At 37.4% G+C, this 17,785-nt stretch carries 18 protein-coding genes; 14 read left to right on the forward strand and 4 right to left on the reverse strand.

Annotated elements, in window-relative coordinates; all coding sequences use genetic code 11:
- Positions 1–53 precede the first annotated feature (53 nt).
- The 10 genes from ACKVQX_RS07730 to ACKVQX_RS07775 all read left to right on the forward strand — a co-directional run bounded on the left by ACKVQX_RS07730 (position 54) and on the right by ACKVQX_RS07775 (position 10,743).
- The gene (locus tag ACKVQX_RS07730) at positions 54–416 is read left to right on the forward strand and encodes a response regulator (RefSeq protein WP_087680471.1); all 363 of its coding nucleotides are present in this window, start codon (positions 54–56) and stop codon (positions 414–416) included.
- Between the two features lie 23 nt (positions 417–439).
- Positions 440–952, forward strand: a complete 513-nt coding sequence (locus ACKVQX_RS07735; RefSeq protein WP_068453664.1) for a CcdC family protein — start codon at positions 440–442, stop codon at positions 950–952.
- 555 nt (positions 953–1,507) lie between these two features.
- Positions 1,508–3,382 carry a helix-turn-helix domain-containing protein gene (locus ACKVQX_RS07740; RefSeq protein WP_409136166.1) on the forward strand — a complete coding sequence of 625 codons (1,875 nt, stop codon included), beginning with the start codon at positions 1,508–1,510 and terminating at the stop codon, positions 3,380–3,382.
- Positions 3,383–3,735: 353 nt separating this feature from the next.
- Positions 3,736–5,910, forward strand: a complete 2,175-nt coding sequence (locus ACKVQX_RS07745) for an acetate--CoA ligase family protein (protein WP_409136167.1) — start codon at positions 3,736–3,738, stop codon at positions 5,908–5,910.
- Positions 5,900–6,346: a MaoC family dehydratase N-terminal domain-containing protein gene (locus ACKVQX_RS07750; RefSeq protein WP_285216324.1), complete on the forward strand. Its 447-nt coding sequence runs from the start codon at positions 5,900–5,902 to the stop codon at positions 6,344–6,346. The genes ACKVQX_RS07745 and ACKVQX_RS07750 overlap by 11 nt, the downstream gene beginning before the upstream one ends.
- Positions 6,347–6,358: 12 nt before the next feature.
- Positions 6,359–6,781, forward strand: a complete 423-nt coding sequence (locus ACKVQX_RS07755; RefSeq protein WP_087680617.1) for a MaoC/PaaZ C-terminal domain-containing protein — start codon at positions 6,359–6,361, stop codon at positions 6,779–6,781.
- Positions 6,774–7,937 carry a thiolase C-terminal domain-containing protein gene (locus ACKVQX_RS07760; RefSeq protein ID WP_068453651.1) on the forward strand — a complete coding sequence of 388 codons (1,164 nt, stop codon included), beginning with the start codon at positions 6,774–6,776 and terminating at the stop codon, positions 7,935–7,937. Before ACKVQX_RS07755 ends, ACKVQX_RS07760 begins: the two co-directional genes overlap by 8 nt.
- Positions 7,938–7,950: 13 nt before the next feature.
- Positions 7,951–8,388: a Zn-ribbon domain-containing OB-fold protein gene (locus ACKVQX_RS07765; RefSeq protein WP_068453649.1), complete on the forward strand. Its 438-nt coding sequence runs from the start codon at positions 7,951–7,953 to the stop codon at positions 8,386–8,388.
- A gap of 12 nt (positions 8,389–8,400) precedes the next feature.
- The gene (locus tag ACKVQX_RS07770) at positions 8,401–9,597 is read left to right on the forward strand and encodes an acyl-CoA dehydrogenase family protein (protein ID WP_325943164.1); all 1,197 of its coding nucleotides are present in this window, start codon (positions 8,401–8,403) and stop codon (positions 9,595–9,597) included.
- Positions 9,598–9,609: 12 nt separating this feature from the next.
- Positions 9,610–10,743 carry an acyl-CoA dehydrogenase family protein gene (locus ACKVQX_RS07775; protein WP_409136168.1) on the forward strand — a complete coding sequence of 378 codons (1,134 nt, stop codon included), beginning with the start codon at positions 9,610–9,612 and terminating at the stop codon, positions 10,741–10,743.
- Positions 10,744–10,952: 209 nt separating this feature from the next.
- Here the strand turns inward: ACKVQX_RS07775 and ACKVQX_RS07780 are convergent, their stop codons facing one another.
- Positions 10,953–11,102, reverse strand: a complete 150-nt coding sequence (locus ACKVQX_RS07780; protein ID WP_409136169.1) for a hypothetical protein — start codon at positions 11,100–11,102, stop codon at positions 10,953–10,955.
- 55 nt (positions 11,103–11,157) lie between these two features.
- Here ACKVQX_RS07780 and ACKVQX_RS07785 point away from each other — a divergent pair, with 55 nt between their 5' ends.
- The 3 genes from ACKVQX_RS07785 (at position 11,158) to ACKVQX_RS07795 (ending at position 12,637) form a co-directional block, all read left to right on the forward strand.
- Complete coding sequence (locus tag ACKVQX_RS07785) at positions 11,158–11,292, forward strand: YvrJ family protein (protein WP_087680623.1); 135 nt, start codon at positions 11,158–11,160, stop codon at positions 11,290–11,292.
- 58 nt (positions 11,293–11,350) lie between these two features.
- Positions 11,351–11,947 (forward strand): SCO family protein, encoded by a 597-nt coding sequence (locus ACKVQX_RS07790; protein ID WP_335339050.1) that lies wholly within the window; start codon positions 11,351–11,353, stop codon positions 11,945–11,947.
- Between the two features lie 150 nt (positions 11,948–12,097).
- Positions 12,098–12,637, forward strand: a complete 540-nt coding sequence (locus ACKVQX_RS07795) for a GNAT family N-acetyltransferase (RefSeq protein ID WP_068453634.1) — start codon at positions 12,098–12,100, stop codon at positions 12,635–12,637.
- A gap of 133 nt (positions 12,638–12,770) precedes the next feature.
- Here the strand turns inward: ACKVQX_RS07795 and ACKVQX_RS07800 are convergent, their stop codons facing one another.
- The 3 genes from ACKVQX_RS07800 to ACKVQX_RS07810 all read right to left on the reverse strand — a co-directional run bounded on the left by ACKVQX_RS07800 (position 12,771) and on the right by ACKVQX_RS07810 (position 15,101).
- Entirely contained in the window at positions 12,771–13,307 is a 537-nt protein-coding gene (locus ACKVQX_RS07800; protein WP_087680626.1) for an HdeD family acid-resistance protein, read from the reverse strand.
- Between the two features lie 14 nt (positions 13,308–13,321).
- Entirely contained in the window at positions 13,322–14,353 is a 1,032-nt protein-coding gene (locus ACKVQX_RS07805; RefSeq protein ID WP_409136170.1) for a YdcF family protein, read from the reverse strand.
- Between the two features lie 418 nt (positions 14,354–14,771).
- Positions 14,772–15,101 carry a hypothetical protein gene (locus tag ACKVQX_RS07810; protein ID WP_409136171.1) on the reverse strand — a complete coding sequence of 110 codons (330 nt, stop codon included), beginning with the start codon at positions 15,099–15,101 and terminating at the stop codon, positions 14,772–14,774.
- A gap of 197 nt (positions 15,102–15,298) precedes the next feature.
- Here ACKVQX_RS07810 and ACKVQX_RS07815 point away from each other — a divergent pair, with 197 nt between their 5' ends.
- Entirely contained in the window at positions 15,299–17,434 is a 2,136-nt protein-coding gene (locus tag ACKVQX_RS07815) for a DNA topoisomerase 3 (RefSeq protein WP_409136207.1), read from the forward strand.
- Positions 17,435–17,785 lie beyond the last annotated feature (351 nt).

Raw genomic sequence — 17,785 nt, forward strand, 5'->3', positions numbered from 1 at the left:
GCTAAAAATAGTGAAAAGTAGTATATTATAAAACGATAAAAGGGGTGGACAGATTGACAACTTTATTAGTAGTAGACGATACCGTTTTTATGCGTGAAACTGTTAAATCACTAGCGGTTGAATGTGGTTTACAAGTTGTCGGAGAGGCTGAGAATGGTCAACAAGCAATTGAACTGTATCGTACATTACAGCCAGATCTTGTTACGATGGACGTAACGATGCCCGTATTATCAGGATTGGATGCTACAAAAGAAATCGTAAATGAATTTCCAAGTGCTAAAATTATTGTCGTAACAGCTCTAGGGCAACAAAAAGTCGTCATTAAAGCACTTGAAAACGGTGCAAAAGATTTTTTGACGAAGCCATTTGATCATGAACAATTTAAACGTATTATTCGTCAAATGATTGTAATTTAGTGTAAAGATAAGGAGAGGGTCATATGTTTAATTCGATTCCTTCTCAATATGTACTAATTGGTTCAACAGTTTTAGTCGTATTCATGGGAACGATGATGATGCTCATTCGAGTAAAATCAGCCAAAAAACCTGCAACAGTCAAAAAAATAATTATTCCGCCGCTTGGTATGGCAACAGGAGCTTTGATGTTTATCTTCCCGTATTTCCGTGTTTCATGGGATCATACTATCACATCTGTTATAGTCGGTATGCTTTGTTCCATTCTATTAATTAAGACGTCTCGTTTTCATATTTTAGATGAGCAAATCTTTTTAAAACCGTCAAAAGCATTTTTCTTTGTATTAATGGGATTACTTGCTTTCCGTACAATTGCGAAAATCTATTTAGGTGGCGAATTCCACTTAGGTGAATTAGGTGGTCTGTTCTGGATTCTAGCCTTTTCAATGATTCTACCATGGCGCTTAGCGATGCTATGGCAATACAAGCGTTTAGAAAAGAAAATACCGCTACATACATTTGAAAAAGTAGAACAATAAAATAATCGAGTTTTTTCGAGCGAGTTATGTTTCCTTATAGGAAATGTAGCTCGTTTTTTTAAATTAAAGGGAATCTGTGCCGTTGAAAGGGACAAATGATTGCGCGAAAGGGAATCTATGCCGTTGAAAGGGACAAATGCACGCGCGAAAGGGAATCCATCGATTTGAAAGGGACAAATAGCCGCGCGAAAGGGAATCTATCGGTTTGAAAGGAATAAATGCACGCGCGAAAGGGAAATGTCGCTGTTGAAAGGGACAAATGCACGCGCGAAAGGGAAATGTCGCTGTTGAAAGGGACAAATGCACGCGCGAAAGGGAATCCGTCGGTTTGAAAGGGACAAAATGCCGCGCGAAAGGGAATCCATCGGTTTGAAAGGGACAAATGCACGCGCGAAAGGGAATCTATCGGTTTGAAAGGGACAAAACTAACCATATAATACATAAAAAATATATTTTATGTATTACATTAGCTATTTATGGTATTTTTATTCTCTTTTATGTAAAATGAAAGAAATGAATGATGAATCACTATGTTAATAAGTTAGGAGGAGCGGTATGGCAGTAAGCGTAACGGAACAAATGGAAGTGGCTGAACGTATTGAAGATTTTTATATTTTATGTGTGTATGAACAATATTCAATGAAGAAACATGTTCAATTTTTACAAAAAGAATTCAATCAATCGAAAATTATTGAATTGCCAGAGGTGCATCATACATTTCATGCAAAATCATTTGTCGTATGGGCAAAAACATATGAACAGAATGAAGCGCTTTTTTATAATATTCGAATGCAGGCTAGAAAAGAGACGGTCATGGAAATTGCAAAGGCGCTTGTGGCATACCATTTCGAAGAACATCCTACACTTGAAAAGAAATTAAAAAATCCAGCTATATTGGATGAAACGATGCATGAATTACAACAATTAATTCAGCAAACAACGTTTTTATCAGATGAGCGTTGGTTAACTTTTTATTATGATTTTAAAAATCAGGTGAAAGATTGGGTCATCGTTAAATTACTCGACCATGTTTCGATTGAGGAATTACGTCAAATGAATGATACCGACCTTAACTATCTATTTTTCGACTTCTTTTCGCAACAACTCGCTGAAAAAGGAGAGTTCATGCAAGTGATGACGGATGCGACGAATGCCTACTTAGAAAAGTGGCTCGAAGAAATTTTATGTGAATTGAAAAAAACAAATCAATTACCTAAAATTCTGCATCATCTACAAGATGAAAAGACAAAAATGGGTGAATTTACAGCACAGTTTACAGTTGAAAATCATTTGTTTGTGATGAACAATCTACCTTATCAACTAGTACGAGAAGCGATTTATAAGAAGAATTTTGAACATCATATTGGTTCACCTTACCCAACGGCTATTGTTTTGAAGGGTAATACAGAAGGGCGTTTTGAAATTAATCCATTCGTACGAGATCATGCTTTGCAATATGCGTGGGAGCAGGTGGGGAAAATTTCAGATATTGATGTTGATGTATTTGATGCGCTATGTAATGTCTTTTTATCGCGTAAACGTCAACCGAATGAGTTAATCAAAGTGACGATTACGGACTTACTTCATTATAGAGGACTAAAACCGAAACGAAGTGGTGACGGTAGACGAGGTGGCTACGACCATAAACAAAAAATCCAAATTATGCAGTCATTATGTAATATTCAAAGCATTCATATGTCATTGACAAAATTACTTAGTTTTGAAAAGGGGACACCCCAATATACAACACTAAAGGGGCGCACCTTCTTATTCAAAGATGCATTAGGACAAGATTTTGCATTATCGCCGCATGAACCTGTAAAAGAAATTTATTTTTCATTGGATGAAGCGTTTGCGCATTATTTAACGGGGGCGGGGCGACAAGTAGCTTTACAACATATGAAGGCGCTACATTACCATCCAACACAACAGTTGCATGAAAAGCGACTCAGTCGTTATTTGAGTTGGCGCTGGCGTACACAGGCACGAAAAGCAGATTATTTAGCGCCGAATGCGATTCGTACATTATTAGATTCGATTGGCATTCCGATGAACGAGCGTTTACCATCGCGTACACGAGAGCGATTAGAAAAAGCACTCGATCAATTGGAAGCAGATGGTGTGATTCAATCTTGGCAATATGAAAAATGGGATGAATCGATTGCAGAATTTAAAGGATGGGCGAAAATATGGTTGGAAACAGGTATTATTATTGAACCACCAGTAGCTATTTTAAAACAGTATGCAACAATTGAACGAAAGACTACTAAAAAAGTAGAAAAGAAAAAAACATTGAAAGAAGTACGGCAACAACGTAATTACTCGTTACTACAGTTGGCAGAAGAACTCCAGTTGTCGATTAGTGAACTAGGTGAGATGGAACGTGGTTTACGCCCATTAACAAAAAAAGTACAAAGTTGGTTAGAGTAAAAGGATTAGCGTTCAATCGCTAATCCTTTTTATTTCTACTTTATGTTATTTTAATTCTCGAAAAGACTTAAAAATTTTAGTTCAAGCTAATCCTCTATTCATTTATTTTCGATGTTTATGTATCACGTACGTCGTGATTCACATGTACGAAAAGCGTGGTTGGCTTGTACAACAAAAAAATAATAAAAAATGTAAAACGAGATGGTTCAAGGGTTTGAAGGCTCAATTATAATGAGCCATTTGTATATAAGTATATGAACTTAGTGTGTACGGTACAATCGCGTCAACTTAAGCCTTCGCTACAATAGGTGTAACAGAAATGTCTGTTAATACACATATAGAGGTGATGGAACATGCTCGAAAATCGTCATTACGAAACATTGGCTCCACTGTTTAACCCGAAAGGCATTGCAGTTGTAGGTGCTTCAGAAAGTAAGTACAAAATTGGTTATTTACAAGTACAGGCATTAATTGATGGGAAATTCACAGGTGAGATTTATCCAATTCATCGAACAGCCACTGAAATTGCAGGTTTACGTTGTTATCCATCTGTATCAGAAGTCGAAGGAGAAGTCGATTTAGCGATTCTTTGTACGAGTGCGAATCAAATCGAAGAAGGTATCATCGATTGTGCGAAAAAAGGGGTAAAAGCAGTCATTATTTTCGCAGCTGGATTCTCTGAAACAGGAGAAGAAGGAATTGCACAACAACAACGCTTAGCGATGCTTGCAAGACAGCATGGTATTCGAATTGTTGGACCAAACTGTGTAGGGCTTGTGAACACATCGAATGGTTTAATTGGCACATTCTCACCTGCCATCTTAATGGTTCCAACAGACGGTAAAAAAGGTGTTGGCTATGTATCGCAAAGTGGTGCCTTCGGTGTATTAACGTATATGGCAGCAGCACAGAACGGTATTTTATTTAATTACTTTGTTAGTACAGGAAATGAGATGGAATCTGAATTTGCAGATTTCATTGAATATATGATTCACGATGAACAAACACAAATTATTACAGGCTATATGGAAGGTGCACGTGATCCAAAACGTCTACTTGCTTTAGCAAAAGAAGCGTTAAAACGTAAAAAGCCGATTGTGCTGATGAAAACAGGACGTAGTGAGGCGGGCAGCCAAGCAGCCGCTTCTCATACAGGTTCACTTGCAGGTGCAGATAATATTTATGATGCATTCTTTAGACAGGCGGCAATCGTTCGTGCAGATGATTATGATGATATCATTTCATTCTCTAAATTATTTTTAGCGAATAAATTACCAAAAGGGCGTAATACAGTTATCGTCACAAGTTCGGGTGGTCGTGGAATTAACGAAGCGGATCGTTGTGAAAGTTTAGGGTTATATGTTGTGCCGCTTTCTGAAGAAACAAAAGCGAAAATTCGAGAAGATATTCCGAGTTATGCTAGTGCAACGAACCCGATTGATTTAACAGCAGCAGCTTCCGTAACGAATCCAGAATTATTTTTAGCTCCAATGAAAGCGCTAACAGAGGACCCAGATGTACACAATATTATTTTTACAGAATTTCCACATAATTGGACGAAAGAGATGCCGATTTTACAAGAGTTCATCTCGCTTTGTGAGAAGTCCGATAAATTTGTCTGTGTCACAACATTTGAGATTGAAGGGATGACATATCCACCAGCTACAAAAACATTAGTAGAACATGGTATTCCTGTTATTTCAGGTAGCTTAAATCCGATTCGTGCGCTTTCTAAATTAGTAACATATGCAGAACAATACCGAGGGCAGTTTGATGAAGTAGCAGAGCAAGAAATCTTCTTAAAGCAAGAGATTGATGCACTGATTGCAGGTCAAGAGATGTTGAGCGAGGCGCAAGCGGCAACGGTTCTTCAAGCATACGGTATTCCAACAACGAATCGTGTCATTGCGATGGATGTTGAAGCAGCAAAAGCCGTTTCAGAGCAAATGGGTTATCCGGTAGTAATGAAAGTGGATTCTGCACAAATTCCACATAAGACGGAAGCAGATGCGATTCGCTTAAATCTACAAAATGAAGCAGAAGTACAGCAAGCATTCCATGAAATTATGCAAAATGCGAAAAATTACTGTCCAGAAGCCATCATCAACGGTATTTCAGTTCAAGAGATGCTCGGCGAAGGTGTCGAAATGATTATTGGAGCACAGCGCGACCCGTTATTTGGACCAGTCATCATGGTAGGGCTAGGCGGTATCTTCGTTGAAATCTTCAAAGATGTATCATTCCGCGTAGCACCATTATCACGAAAAGATGCAGTGGATATGTTAGAAGAACTCAAAGGAAAAGCACTATTACATGGCGCTAGAGGTAAGGTGAAAGTAGATACAGAAGCGATTATTGATGTGCTATTACGCGTATCTTCACTTATGATGGATCACGATCAAATTGAAGAATTAGATATTAACCCACTGATTGTTTATGAAAAAGGCGTCAAAGCAGCAGATGCCATGATGGCACTGAAAAAAGTAGAAGAAAATGTAGTGGTAGGAGGGTTAACAGATGTCCAATAAACATTTAATTGGTTTAAAGGGAGAGTCATTTACATTCCATGTCACGCTTGAACATATACAAGCATTTGCACGTGCAATTGGTGATGCGTCACCACTTTATTTCGATGAAAAATATGCTAAAACGACAGCGTATGGTCGCATTACTGCTCCGCCAACCTACCCGATTGCGATTGGGGCAGCAGGTGGCGCCATCGACTTACAACTCGACCAACGACGTATGCTACATGGTGAGCAGGCTTTTATCTATGAACGTCCAATCGTTCCAGGAGATGTTTTAACATGTGATGCAGTCGTTTCAGACGTTTATGAAAAACAAGGTAAAAACGGGACGATGGAATTCATTGTACTTGATACCTATATGTACGATACGACAGACAGATTAGTTGTGACAAGCAGAACGAATATCGTATATCGTGCTGCACAGCAACATGTATAGGAGGAGAAGAAGATGTTGGTATTAGAACAATTACAAGTTGAACAGACAATCGAACCAATCACGAATAAACCGATTACCAATGATCAGTTAGTTGCATATGCACAAGCATCAGGTGACTTAAATCCAATTCATACAGATGAACAAGTGGCTAAAAGTGTCGGATTACCAACGAACATTGCGCATGGTATGTTCGTGATGGGACAGCTCGGTCAGTATGTGAATCAATTAGCAGGTAAAGAGGCGCGCGTGGAAGAATTTCGTATGCGATTTGGTGCGATGACATTCCCACAAGAACAAGTAACTTGTTCAGCCATCGTTGAAAAAATAGAAGGCAAACGCGTCCGCTTGAATGTTTATGCTTCAAAAGGACCGCAAGAAGTTGTTGGAAATGGTACAGCTATTCTCGTATTTGAAGGAGTGCATACACATGAATGAAATGAGAAGTAAGTACGCAATTGTCGGTGTTGGAGAAAGTGAACGTTCAAAAAATTCAGGTACAACGCCGTTACATTTAGCATTGGATGCAGCAAGAGCAGCAATTCAAGATGCAGGAATTGACCCACAAGAAATTGATGGTTTCATGAGTTACTCAGAGGGCGACTCATGTACAGCACACCAAGTAGCAACGTATTTAGGTGTTCGTCCACGCTATGTAAAAGATATTTCAGGCGGTGGTTCGAGTACAGAGCTACTCATCGCAGATGCAGTCAGTCTAATTGAGACAGGACAAGCGAATACCGTTCTTATTTACCGCGCGATGAATGGACGTTCTGGCGTACGTATGGGCGGTGGCGGTTGGAGTACGGATTTATTACAAACAGCTATTGATGGTGGTTCATTCATCATTCCATACGGTGCAGGCAGTCCATCGCAATGGTTCGGGCTTTTCGCACAACGTCATATGCATTTAAACGGAATTCAAAAAGAACATTTAGGACATGTTTGCTTATCGGCTTACGAATATGCACAGCAAAATCCAAAAGCCTTTTTCTATGGTAAACCACTAACAATGGAAGAATATTTAGCAACACCTGACTTAAGTGATCCATTCAATAAACATGATTTTTGCTTAGAATCAGATGAGGCAAATGCCATCATTGTGACATCAGCAAAACGTGCAAAACAGCTGCAACAAAAACCAGCCTATATTCTGGGGATTGCTGCTAGACAATGTGTATCACACGCACATTACTGGCAAAACGTTGAAGAAGTAGCGGCCGATTATGTCGCAAAAGATTTATACGAAAAAGCAGGCATTACACCAGCTGAAATTCAAGTGGCGAGTATTTATGACTGCTACAGTTGGGTTGTATTACGCCAATTAGAAGCATATGGACTTGCGCCGAAAGGACAAATTGGTGAGTTTGTAGCAGCAGGGAATTTAAAAATTGATGGTGCCTTACCAACAAATCTTGCAGGTGGCATGTTAGCAGAAGGTTATACACATGGCATGAACAATGTCCTTGAAATCGTGCGACAAGTTCGCGGTGAATATACAGGAACGAATCGCCAAGCGAAAAATCATGATGTCGGTATTTGTACAGGATGGGCAGGACCAGATATTGCAGGAGCGATGATTTTACACAATTAAGGAGGCGCTTTAGATGACAGAACAAATCAAAGAAACAACCTATACAAAACCAATTCCATTTAAAACAATCGACAATGCACCGTACTGGGATGCAGCAGATGCACATCATCTTGTACTTCAAAAATGTACGGATTGTGGTCAATATGCACATCCACCAGGCCCAGCATGTAGCCATTGTGGTAGTCAAAACGTCATTTGGGAAGATCAAGGGACGGAAATCTTCGGTGAAATTTACTCATATGTTATTTCATATCGTCCATTCTTACCGGGTTACACAATGGAAGATTGTCCACTTGTTATTGCCGTTGTGAAGTTAAAAGAACAAGACATTACCATTATCGGTAATGTACTAAATTGTGAACCAACGGATATCGCAATTGGTAAGCCAGTACAAATGATTTGGGAAACCATTAACGAAGAACGTGCCATTCCACAATGGCAGCTCGTATAAGGAGGGAATTACATGGATTTTTCATTCACACCACAAGAAGAAGCTTTTCGCCAAGAGTTGAGAAGTTGGTTAGAAGCGAATTTACCAGAAGGGTGGCTTGACGGTACATTTGCGATTAATAAAGAAACAAAAGAATATGAACTATTTTTACGCGATTGGCAGCGCAAATTATATGAAGGTGGTTGGGCTGCCATTGCATGGCCTGAAAAGTACGGTGGTCGTAATGCGACGTTAATGGAAGAAATCGTCTACCATCAAGAGATGGTACGCGTCGATGCACCACCACTTGTCAACTATGTAGGAATTCATATGGTTGGACCGACATTAATGCATATTGGTACAGAGGAACAGCGTGAGCGCTATATGAAGAAGATGCTAACAGGTGAGGAAGTATGGTGTCAAGGCTACTCAGAACCGAATGCAGGATCGGACGTTGCCGCAATTCAAACAACGGCTGTCAAAGAAGGCGACAAATGGATTATTAACGGTCAAAAAGTATGGACGAGTTTCGGACATATGGCAGACCAATGTTTCCTTGTAGCACGTACCAATAAATTCGATAAAAAGCATAAGGGGATTACATGTTTCCTACTTGATATGCATCAACCAGGTGTCGAAACGGTACCGATTATTCAAATGGACGGTCAACATGACTTTAATGAAGTGTATTTAAACAATGCAGTCGCAACAGACGCTCAAATTATCGGTGAAGTAGATGAAGGATGGCGCGTGATTATCGCCCTTCTGATGCACGAACGTACAGGTATTGGCGCACAAGTTTTCACTGTAGAAAAACAATACAATGAATTAGTGGAAGTCGCAAAATCATTACGAGAAGACGGAGAATTCGTCATTGAACAACCGCTCGTACAAAAGAACCTGGTCGATTTATATATGAAAACTAAAGGTTCTCTATTAAATTACTACCGCAACTTAACAAAATCATTAAAAACAGGTCAACCAGGTGCAGAAGGCTCAATGGATAAACTACAAGTGAGTGAATTAACAAAAGAACTACTCGCACAAGCTGTATCATTACAAGGTCATCCAGGCGTGTTATGGAAAGAAGATGCAGTAGCGGGCAATTCATATTGGCAAGATAATTACTTGTACTCATTCGGTCAAACAATTGGCGGTGGAACGAGTGAAATTCAGAAAAATACCATTGCTGAACGTATTTTAGGCTTACCAAAAGATATGGGACGATAGGAGGGCGACAACATGGACTTTTCATTAAGTGAAGAACAAGAAATGTTTCGAAATTACGCAAAAAAATCATTAGCTGATTTAGAAGGTACACAAATTGCAAGACGCTATGCAGCAGGTGATCGTATCGCTATCCAACAAAGCCATGATTCTTTAGTAGAACTTGGCTGTACAGGATTAAATATCGAAGAAGCGTATGATGGAATGGGACTAGGCGCACTTGATTTAGTACCCATTTTTGAAGAAGCTGGTGCAGTCTTATTACCTGGACTATTACTTGAAACACAGTCATTCGTTGTGCCGCTCTTACAAAAATTCGGTTCGCAACATCAAAAAGAAACCTATTTACCACGTATTGCTTCTGGTGAAGTGAAGGTATCGATTGCTTGGTTAGAGCCTGAAAGCTCGTACCGTCCAGCAGGTATTCAACTGAGCGCACAACATGGTCAATTAAACGGTACCAAAATAATGGTACCAGATGCAGAATTAGCAGATTATCTAGTTGTCATTGCACGCGTTCAAGAAGGACGCGATGAAGCAGGCGTTCGTGCAATGATCGTTCCAACAGCGGATGTTGCGATTCAACCACAAGCAAGTATGGATGAAACGCGTCACGTGGCAAATGTTTTCTTCCAAAATGTCGCTTACACAGAAGAACAAGTGATAGGCGATTGGCATGCGATTCAAGAGAGCTTACTATCATTCAATGCCGCACTTTCAGCAATGATTGTAGGAAGTCTTGATAGAATCGTTCATACCGTAACAGAGTATGCAAATATTCGCGAACAATTCGGTCAACCGATTGGACGATTCCAAGCGATTAAACACCGTATTGTCGATATGAAGATGGATTTAGAAACAGCTCGTTCACTTGCACATTATGCAAACTGGGCATACGAAACGAATGCTGAAGATCGTGTACAAGCAGTAGCAGCGGCACGTATTTTCGCGACAGAGGCATTCAATCGTGTAGCTGGGCATAGCGTACAGATTCATGGTGGTATTGGTTTTACAGAAGAATTAGATTGTCATTTATATGTGAAGCGCGCTCGCTTTTATGAACATTATTTAGGTAGTACAGCAGACTATTACGTACAAGCTGCTAAAGCACTTGGTTTAACAGCAGTAGAACAACAAGTAATTGTGTAAATAAAGACCATTCATTGTTTGGATAGAAGCAATGAACGGACGACATATTCGTTTACAAATTTGACAGGTTTGTATTCCTTTCCGAATATGTTAAATACACACGAAAACAGGCTGTAATATGAGCATAAGAAAAACTGGAATCACGCTGTGGCGCGGTTCCAGTTTTTCGTTGCGAACGCTAAAAAAGAAGTGACATGTTTTGTCTCAATCTATATTTTTAGTTCGTTTTGAATTTGTACTTGTGGCGCACGTTTTTCAAGTTCTTGTAAAAAGATAGTTTGCTGTTCAGGTGAAATTGATTCCATTGCAACTGCAGAGATTGTGGAACAAACAACTACACCAGTGATCGTATAAAACAAAAAGGGGCTGTGTCTTTTGGACATGGCTCTTTTTTTATAGAAAGAGGTGAAAAATATGCAAGAATGGATGACATTTATACAGAGTATCGGTTTTCCAGCAGTTGTTGCTTTTTATCTCTTACACCGAGTAGAAGCACGTCTACAAGCGATTCATGATGCTCTTGTTGAATTAATCAAACATTCCTCCTAAGATGATTGCCAGTTGTTGTATGAAATTGTAAGATAGTGAGGGATAAGGGAGTGACATGATGCAAAAATGGAAGATATTAATCGGAATTAGTTGTTTGTGTATATTGCTTGCAGCTTGTGGTAAAACAACAAACTTTAAAGCAGAAAAAGATATTGAAATACAGAATTTCCAGTACACAAATCATGAAAATAAGACGGTTACATTAGATGATTTACAAGGGAAACCATGGCTGGCACTATTCATTTTTACAAGCTGTACAACAGTTTGTCAGCCGATGATGGCGAATATGGCAGATATTCAAGACTCCTTAAAAGAAAAAGGGATTGAAGATTATCGTATCGTCGGATTTAGTGTTGATCCAGAAGTTGATACACCGAAAAAACTAGCAAATTATTTAAAAAATTATGAAGTAGCAGATGAATCGAAGTGGGATTTACTGACAGGCTATACACAGCAAGATATCGAAAAGTTAGCAGTGAAGTCATTTCAAACACTTGTGAAAAAAACAGAGGGTGAAGATCAAGTGACACATGGTACAAGTTTTGCCCTTGTGAATCAACAAGGGCATGTCGTTAAAACATATAGCGGCTTTACAGACGTACCAAAAGATGAAATTGTAGTGGATGTCGAAAGTATCATTCAAGATAGTAAATAGTATCTAAAAAAAGAATAAATAAAGTCAAAAATACCATTTTGTTTTTATTAAATGGTATTTTTTGTCTTTTAAAACATTATTTTTGATTCTATATAGACAGTAGAACCGTATTTCTATATAATGACAAATTAATTAAAGGAGGGAGTTTTTATGATTAATTTAAAGCCACATCACGTGAATTACGCTGTTAGAATTCATGAACTTGCATCCGATCCACTTGTAGCAGATGCGCTTGGTTTAGTAAATCAAACATTAGAAAATCGTTTAGAATTTATCCAAAAGATGCAACAAGGTGAAAAAGAAGGTACGACCTGTTCACGACTTGTATTTCATAATCATCAAATGATTGGGGTTACAACGTTAATGTACATCGACCAACAGAAAAAATCATGTCATTTAGGAAGTTGGTTAGGTGTACCTTATTGGGGAAGGGGCTATAATGAACGTGCCAAATGTGAGATTTTAAAAATTGCTTTTGATACATATGGTTTAGAACGTGTATTTTTAGGGGCACGTACACAAAATCTTCGTTCACAAGCAGCACAGCAAAAACTCCCGTACCTTCGTCAACACATTATGCATGACTATCCAGAAGAACACCAATTTTTAGAAGAAAAAGAACAACAACCATGTATTCTAAATGTTGTAGAAAAAGATGACTTTTATGCATTTTTAAATATAGCTCGCTAGTCTATAAGAATAAAAACATATATAAAGCATATCTAAATAGAAAAAATCCGAAATCGTTTAACCTTACGATTTCGGATTTTTATTGTGAATGTTAAAAAAGATAGATTGAATATTTTACAATTTACATCCTCACTTATTTAAATGAGAACCAAGATCGAACATTAATCGAAATAATTGTTAAGACAATTCCCTGAATTAAGAAATAAGCTCCTGTTAAAATTGTAAAGCTCATTGCCGAGTAGAACGGACGGATAAACATTAATACACTTAAAGCAAGCGCAATAATTGTAAAGGCTAAAATGATATAAAAAGCTGGGCTGCTTTTTACGCGGAAATATTTTAACGTAATTAATGTCATAATTGATTCAATTGCAAACCAAAGTGCAAATAAGAAACCAGTAAATAGAATACCAAAATCGGCATTAAAGAATAGCAAGATACCTAAAGCTAAAATAAATAAACCAGAAATTAGACTAGATGTTTCAGGTTTATTTGATTTTTTACGTGAGAATAGATAATTGAAAATATCAAAAATCCCTTTGATAACTGCAAGTGCAGCAGCGATTAGGACCATAGACTTCAATGCGATTTCAGGTTTTACTAAAAAGAAAACCCCAAATGCAATAAAAATAATTCCTGTAATTAAAGTAAATGTTGTGATTTTTTTCATTTCATAAACCTCCCTTAAAATAGATTACTAATAATAGCGAATAATAGAAGAAACGACACAATTAAGATATTCGTTCTTTTCTTCAATACTATATACCCTATAAACTCACGAATAAAAGCAGTAGGAATATAGTAAAGTTTTGTTTTACCGCCAATACCAAAAGCTCGAATTCCGAGTTGTTGTGCTAATTTTCCAGCACGTAAAAGGTGGTACGTACTTGTGGCAATAGCAACATTTGCCTTTTTTAAATCTCGCTGATCTTGTTCTTGTACGACTTTTTCAGCGAATTGAATATTTTCTTCAGTCGTTGTAGACTGATTTTCTAAATAAATAGGTAGATATGATTCATAATTCTCCACAATGTATTTTTTCATCGCTTCGGCTTCCGAGATGTTTTCGTCTGCACCTTTTCCCCCACAAACAATAATCGTAGGTTTTACTTTTTGCTTTTTAAAAAATTGCATGCCTGCATCAATACGTCCTGCAAGTAGAGGCGTTACCTGATCTTTAATTAAACCTGAACCTAATATGAGAATATAGTCGATTTTTTTAAAAGTAGGCATCCATTTATAATAAACAGCTGTAAATGTATAAAGAGAAAAAAGCAAAATAATATAACCAATCGTTGAATGAATAAAAACAAGCATCATTTTTACAACTCGAACATCACCGTAATAATGTTGTAACAAGAATAAAATAAGTTCTAATACAACAAAGCCAATGAGTGAAAATAAAGGAAGTAGATTGCCGATTGAAAAACGTTCTCTTTTTAAAACAGCACGTGTATTCACAAATACCATAATAACTAAAATAAAAAGCCAAAATACAGCTATTATAAGAAAGAAAATAGCGATAGGAACAATTAGCCAAAAAGTAAAACGTTCAAAATGGTTTAATAGAGTAGCGAAGAAAATTAGTCCAACTGATAAAATGAATAGTAAAATAGCTAAACCTGTAAAAAGGCTCGTTGGATTTACGTGGTGAAGAACAAAGCTACAAAAAAATAGCACAAGGGATATGGCTATTAAAAACAGATAAACATCCATAAACAAACATCCTTTCCAAAACAACTTATCCTATATTATGTATAGAGATATTATTCACGCAAAATGAATTTACTAAACAATGAAGGGATAGGTTAGAGTAAATTATAGAATAAAAAGGGGAAGTTGTATATTTATGTTTAATGATAAATATTTCTCGGGACGAAGATATACTAAAAAAGCACCTTCAAGAAGAAGTGTGCTTTTGATAACGCGGGTTGTGTAAAGCGAACACGAGCCAAATAAGAAAGAGGACTAAAATAAGTGAATCACTTTTTTCGAACCGATGATGGAATAGCAGTGTTGCTAAGTCATGACTAACTAACGCGAGGAAGTTCATGAGAACAAGTACAAGAAATGAGTGAATCAAAAGTTTGGGGAAACGAATGGTTGTATATAACATCGTGAATTACTCCTTTTTTTATTTTTCTAAAATAACTTTAGAATGCTTTGTATCTGCCCATGTAAAGACTTTCACTTCATCTGGTGCATCTGTTGTTTCAACATAGACGATATAGTCGTATGGTTCGGGTGCTTTCCCTTTTAGTAAAAAATCATCATGTTCAGTTGTAATGGACTGAATTTCTTTTTCATCGTAACCTAGTCGCTGCAATTCAAAGACTGTGGCAGTGAGGATTTCTTCGCGGGCTGCAAGGTCGCCTAAACGCTTTTGATCATACAGTAATGTCGCATTTAATCCAATTGAGAGGATGAATAGAATGAGTCCAATCCATAAAAATGTTTTTTTCAAAGTGAGAACACCTCCAAGTATGTAGTATACCATTTTATCCATTTACTAGAATAGAAAGGAAAAAGTCCTGTTTCTTTTAAAATGAAGTGTATTTTACGCCCAAAAAGAAGAAATAAAACATTCTATAAACAGACGACAATCGACTTAATGGTATAATGAATGCATACATAGTAGATTAAAGGAGTTGAGCCTTGAACGTGGGACAAGTTGTTATTTTTGCTGAAAAACCATCGCAAGCGAAAGCGTATGCGGAGGCTTTTCCGGTGGCAAGAAAGACGAAACATTTTATTGAATTACAACCATGTGAGACGTTTCCAAATGGTGCGACGATTACATGGGGTGTTGGGCATCTTGTCGAACTGAAGCAGCCTGCTGAATACCATGCAGAATGGAAGCGTTGGAGTTTAAAAGTATTACCGATGATTCCTGAAAACTACGAGTTCAAAGTAGCGAAGGGGAAGTGGGATCAATTCCAAGCAGTGAAGGCGTTATTTAAAGAGGCAAGTATGTTAATTAATGCTTGTGATGTGGACAGAGAAGGATCGAATATTTTCTATTCAATTTTAAAACAAACCAAAGTGAAGTCAAAACCAATTCAAAGACTTTGGATTAATTCACTTGAAGTCGAAGAAATTCGAAAAGGGTTTCAAACATTGCGTGATAATCAACAAGATTATCAAATGTATATCGAAGCACAGACGCGTCAAATTAGTGACTGGCTTGTCGGGATGAATGCAAGTCGTCTATATACAATGCTGTTAAAAGAAAAAGGTTTGAATGAGACGATTTCAGTTGGTCGTGTACAATCCCCAACAGTCTACATGATTTACGAACGTCATGTTGAAATTGAGCAGTTTCAACCAGAAAATTTTTATGAATTAAAAGGTGAATTTCATTCGCGCATGGGTTCTTATACGGGGAAGGCAGATTTTAAGTCGAAGAAATATGAAGAAGCTTTAGCTGCATTAGAAAAAGCGCATATTCAAGAGAAAAAACGTCTCCCTGCGACAATTCAAAGTGTTGAAAAAAAGCCGAAAAAGGTATTACCTCCAAAGCTACATTCACTCTCAACATTGCAGCAAAAAGCGAATCGTATATGGAAGTATAGCCCTGCAAAAGTATTGGAAGTAGCACAATCTCTATATGAGAAAAAGCTCATTTCATACCCAAGAAGTGATTGTCAGTTTATTACGGACGCTGAATTTGCTTACTTAAAAAAGAAACTACCACAGTACCAAGAAATGATGAAAAAACCATTTGAACCAGCGCGCCTATCTGCTTCAAAAAGATATGTAGACGGCTCAAAAGTGGAAGAACACTATGCGATTATCCCAACAAAATCGATTCCATCTGCCGATAAACTAGCAGGTCTTTCGCTCATGGAAAAAAATATTTATGCGGAAATCGTACGTTCAGCGCTAGCAATGTTCCACCGAGACTATATGTACGAAGAAACAAAAATTGTGACAGATGTTCAAGGACTGTTATTCAAAACAGTTGGAAAAGTGGAATTAAATCGCGGTTTCCAAGAGTTATGGCCTGCACCAAAAGAACAAAAAAAAGAAGCACCTCCACTACCGCTTGTTGAAAAGGGAGAAGATGTAGATGCGATGGTGCAAATTCATCAAGGTACGACGCAACCGCCTAAACCTTTTACAGAAGGGCAACTTGTACAGATGATGAAAACATGTGGAAAGCTCATTGAAGACGATGCAGAGAGCGATATTTTGAAGGAAGTTGAAGGGATTGGTACAGAAGCGACGCGCGCAAGTATTATCGAAACAATTAAGCGTCATGGATATATTGATGTGCAAAAAAATATCGTTTCCATTACTGAAAAAGGAAAGGTATTGTGCCAAGCGATTGCAGGATCACTATTGGCTAGTCCAATTATGACAGCGAAGTGGGAAAGTTATTTAAGAAAAATATCTGCAGGCACAGGCACACAACAAGCTTTCCTTCAAAATATTGAAAAGTTTTTGCGTCACTTAATTGAGACAGCACCGCAAATCATTCAAACAACAGATATTACAGCTGCCGCAGAACTAGCAGAACCAGCAGTGAAAGGGCCGATTGCGAAGTGTCCGTCTTGTCATCAAGGAGAGTTATTAGAGAAAAAAAGTTTTTATGGCTGTTCTCGCTATCAAGAAGGTTGTAAATTTACAATTTCAAAACGTATTGCGAGTAAAAAGATTACAGCAAGCCAAGTACGTGATTTGTGTGAAAAAGGATTAACGAAACCAATTAAAGGTTTTAAATCAAAAAAAGGTTCGAGTTTTTCAGCACGACTAAAATTAACACAAGAAAAAATTGAATTTGATTTTTCAATTTAGAGATTGGCATGATTGCCAGTCTCTTTTTTTATTGAATTAAATTACTCTGTTTGTAGTAAAAAAACGACATATAAGATCGAAAAAAGAAGTGAAATTATATTCTGAATTTTAGAACTTTTTAAATATTCGATGAAAAATGCGCTGTTTTTTAATGTGAAAGACATAAGAAAACGAGTAAAAAAGATACAAAAAAAGTGAAAAAAATACAGTGTTTTTTCTAATATAAATATAAAAAAGATAGAGTTGTATAAAAAATGTTTAAAATGAATATTTATACATATAATGGACGAAAGGAATGCATACATGCGAAAAAGCATATCAAAAAACTTTTTGGATTTTTTATTGACTTGT

The sequence above is a fragment of the Kurthia sp. ISK08 genome (genome assembly GCF_046159805.1).
GTDB lineage: Bacteria > Bacillota > Bacilli > Bacillales_A > Planococcaceae > Kurthia > Kurthia gibsonii.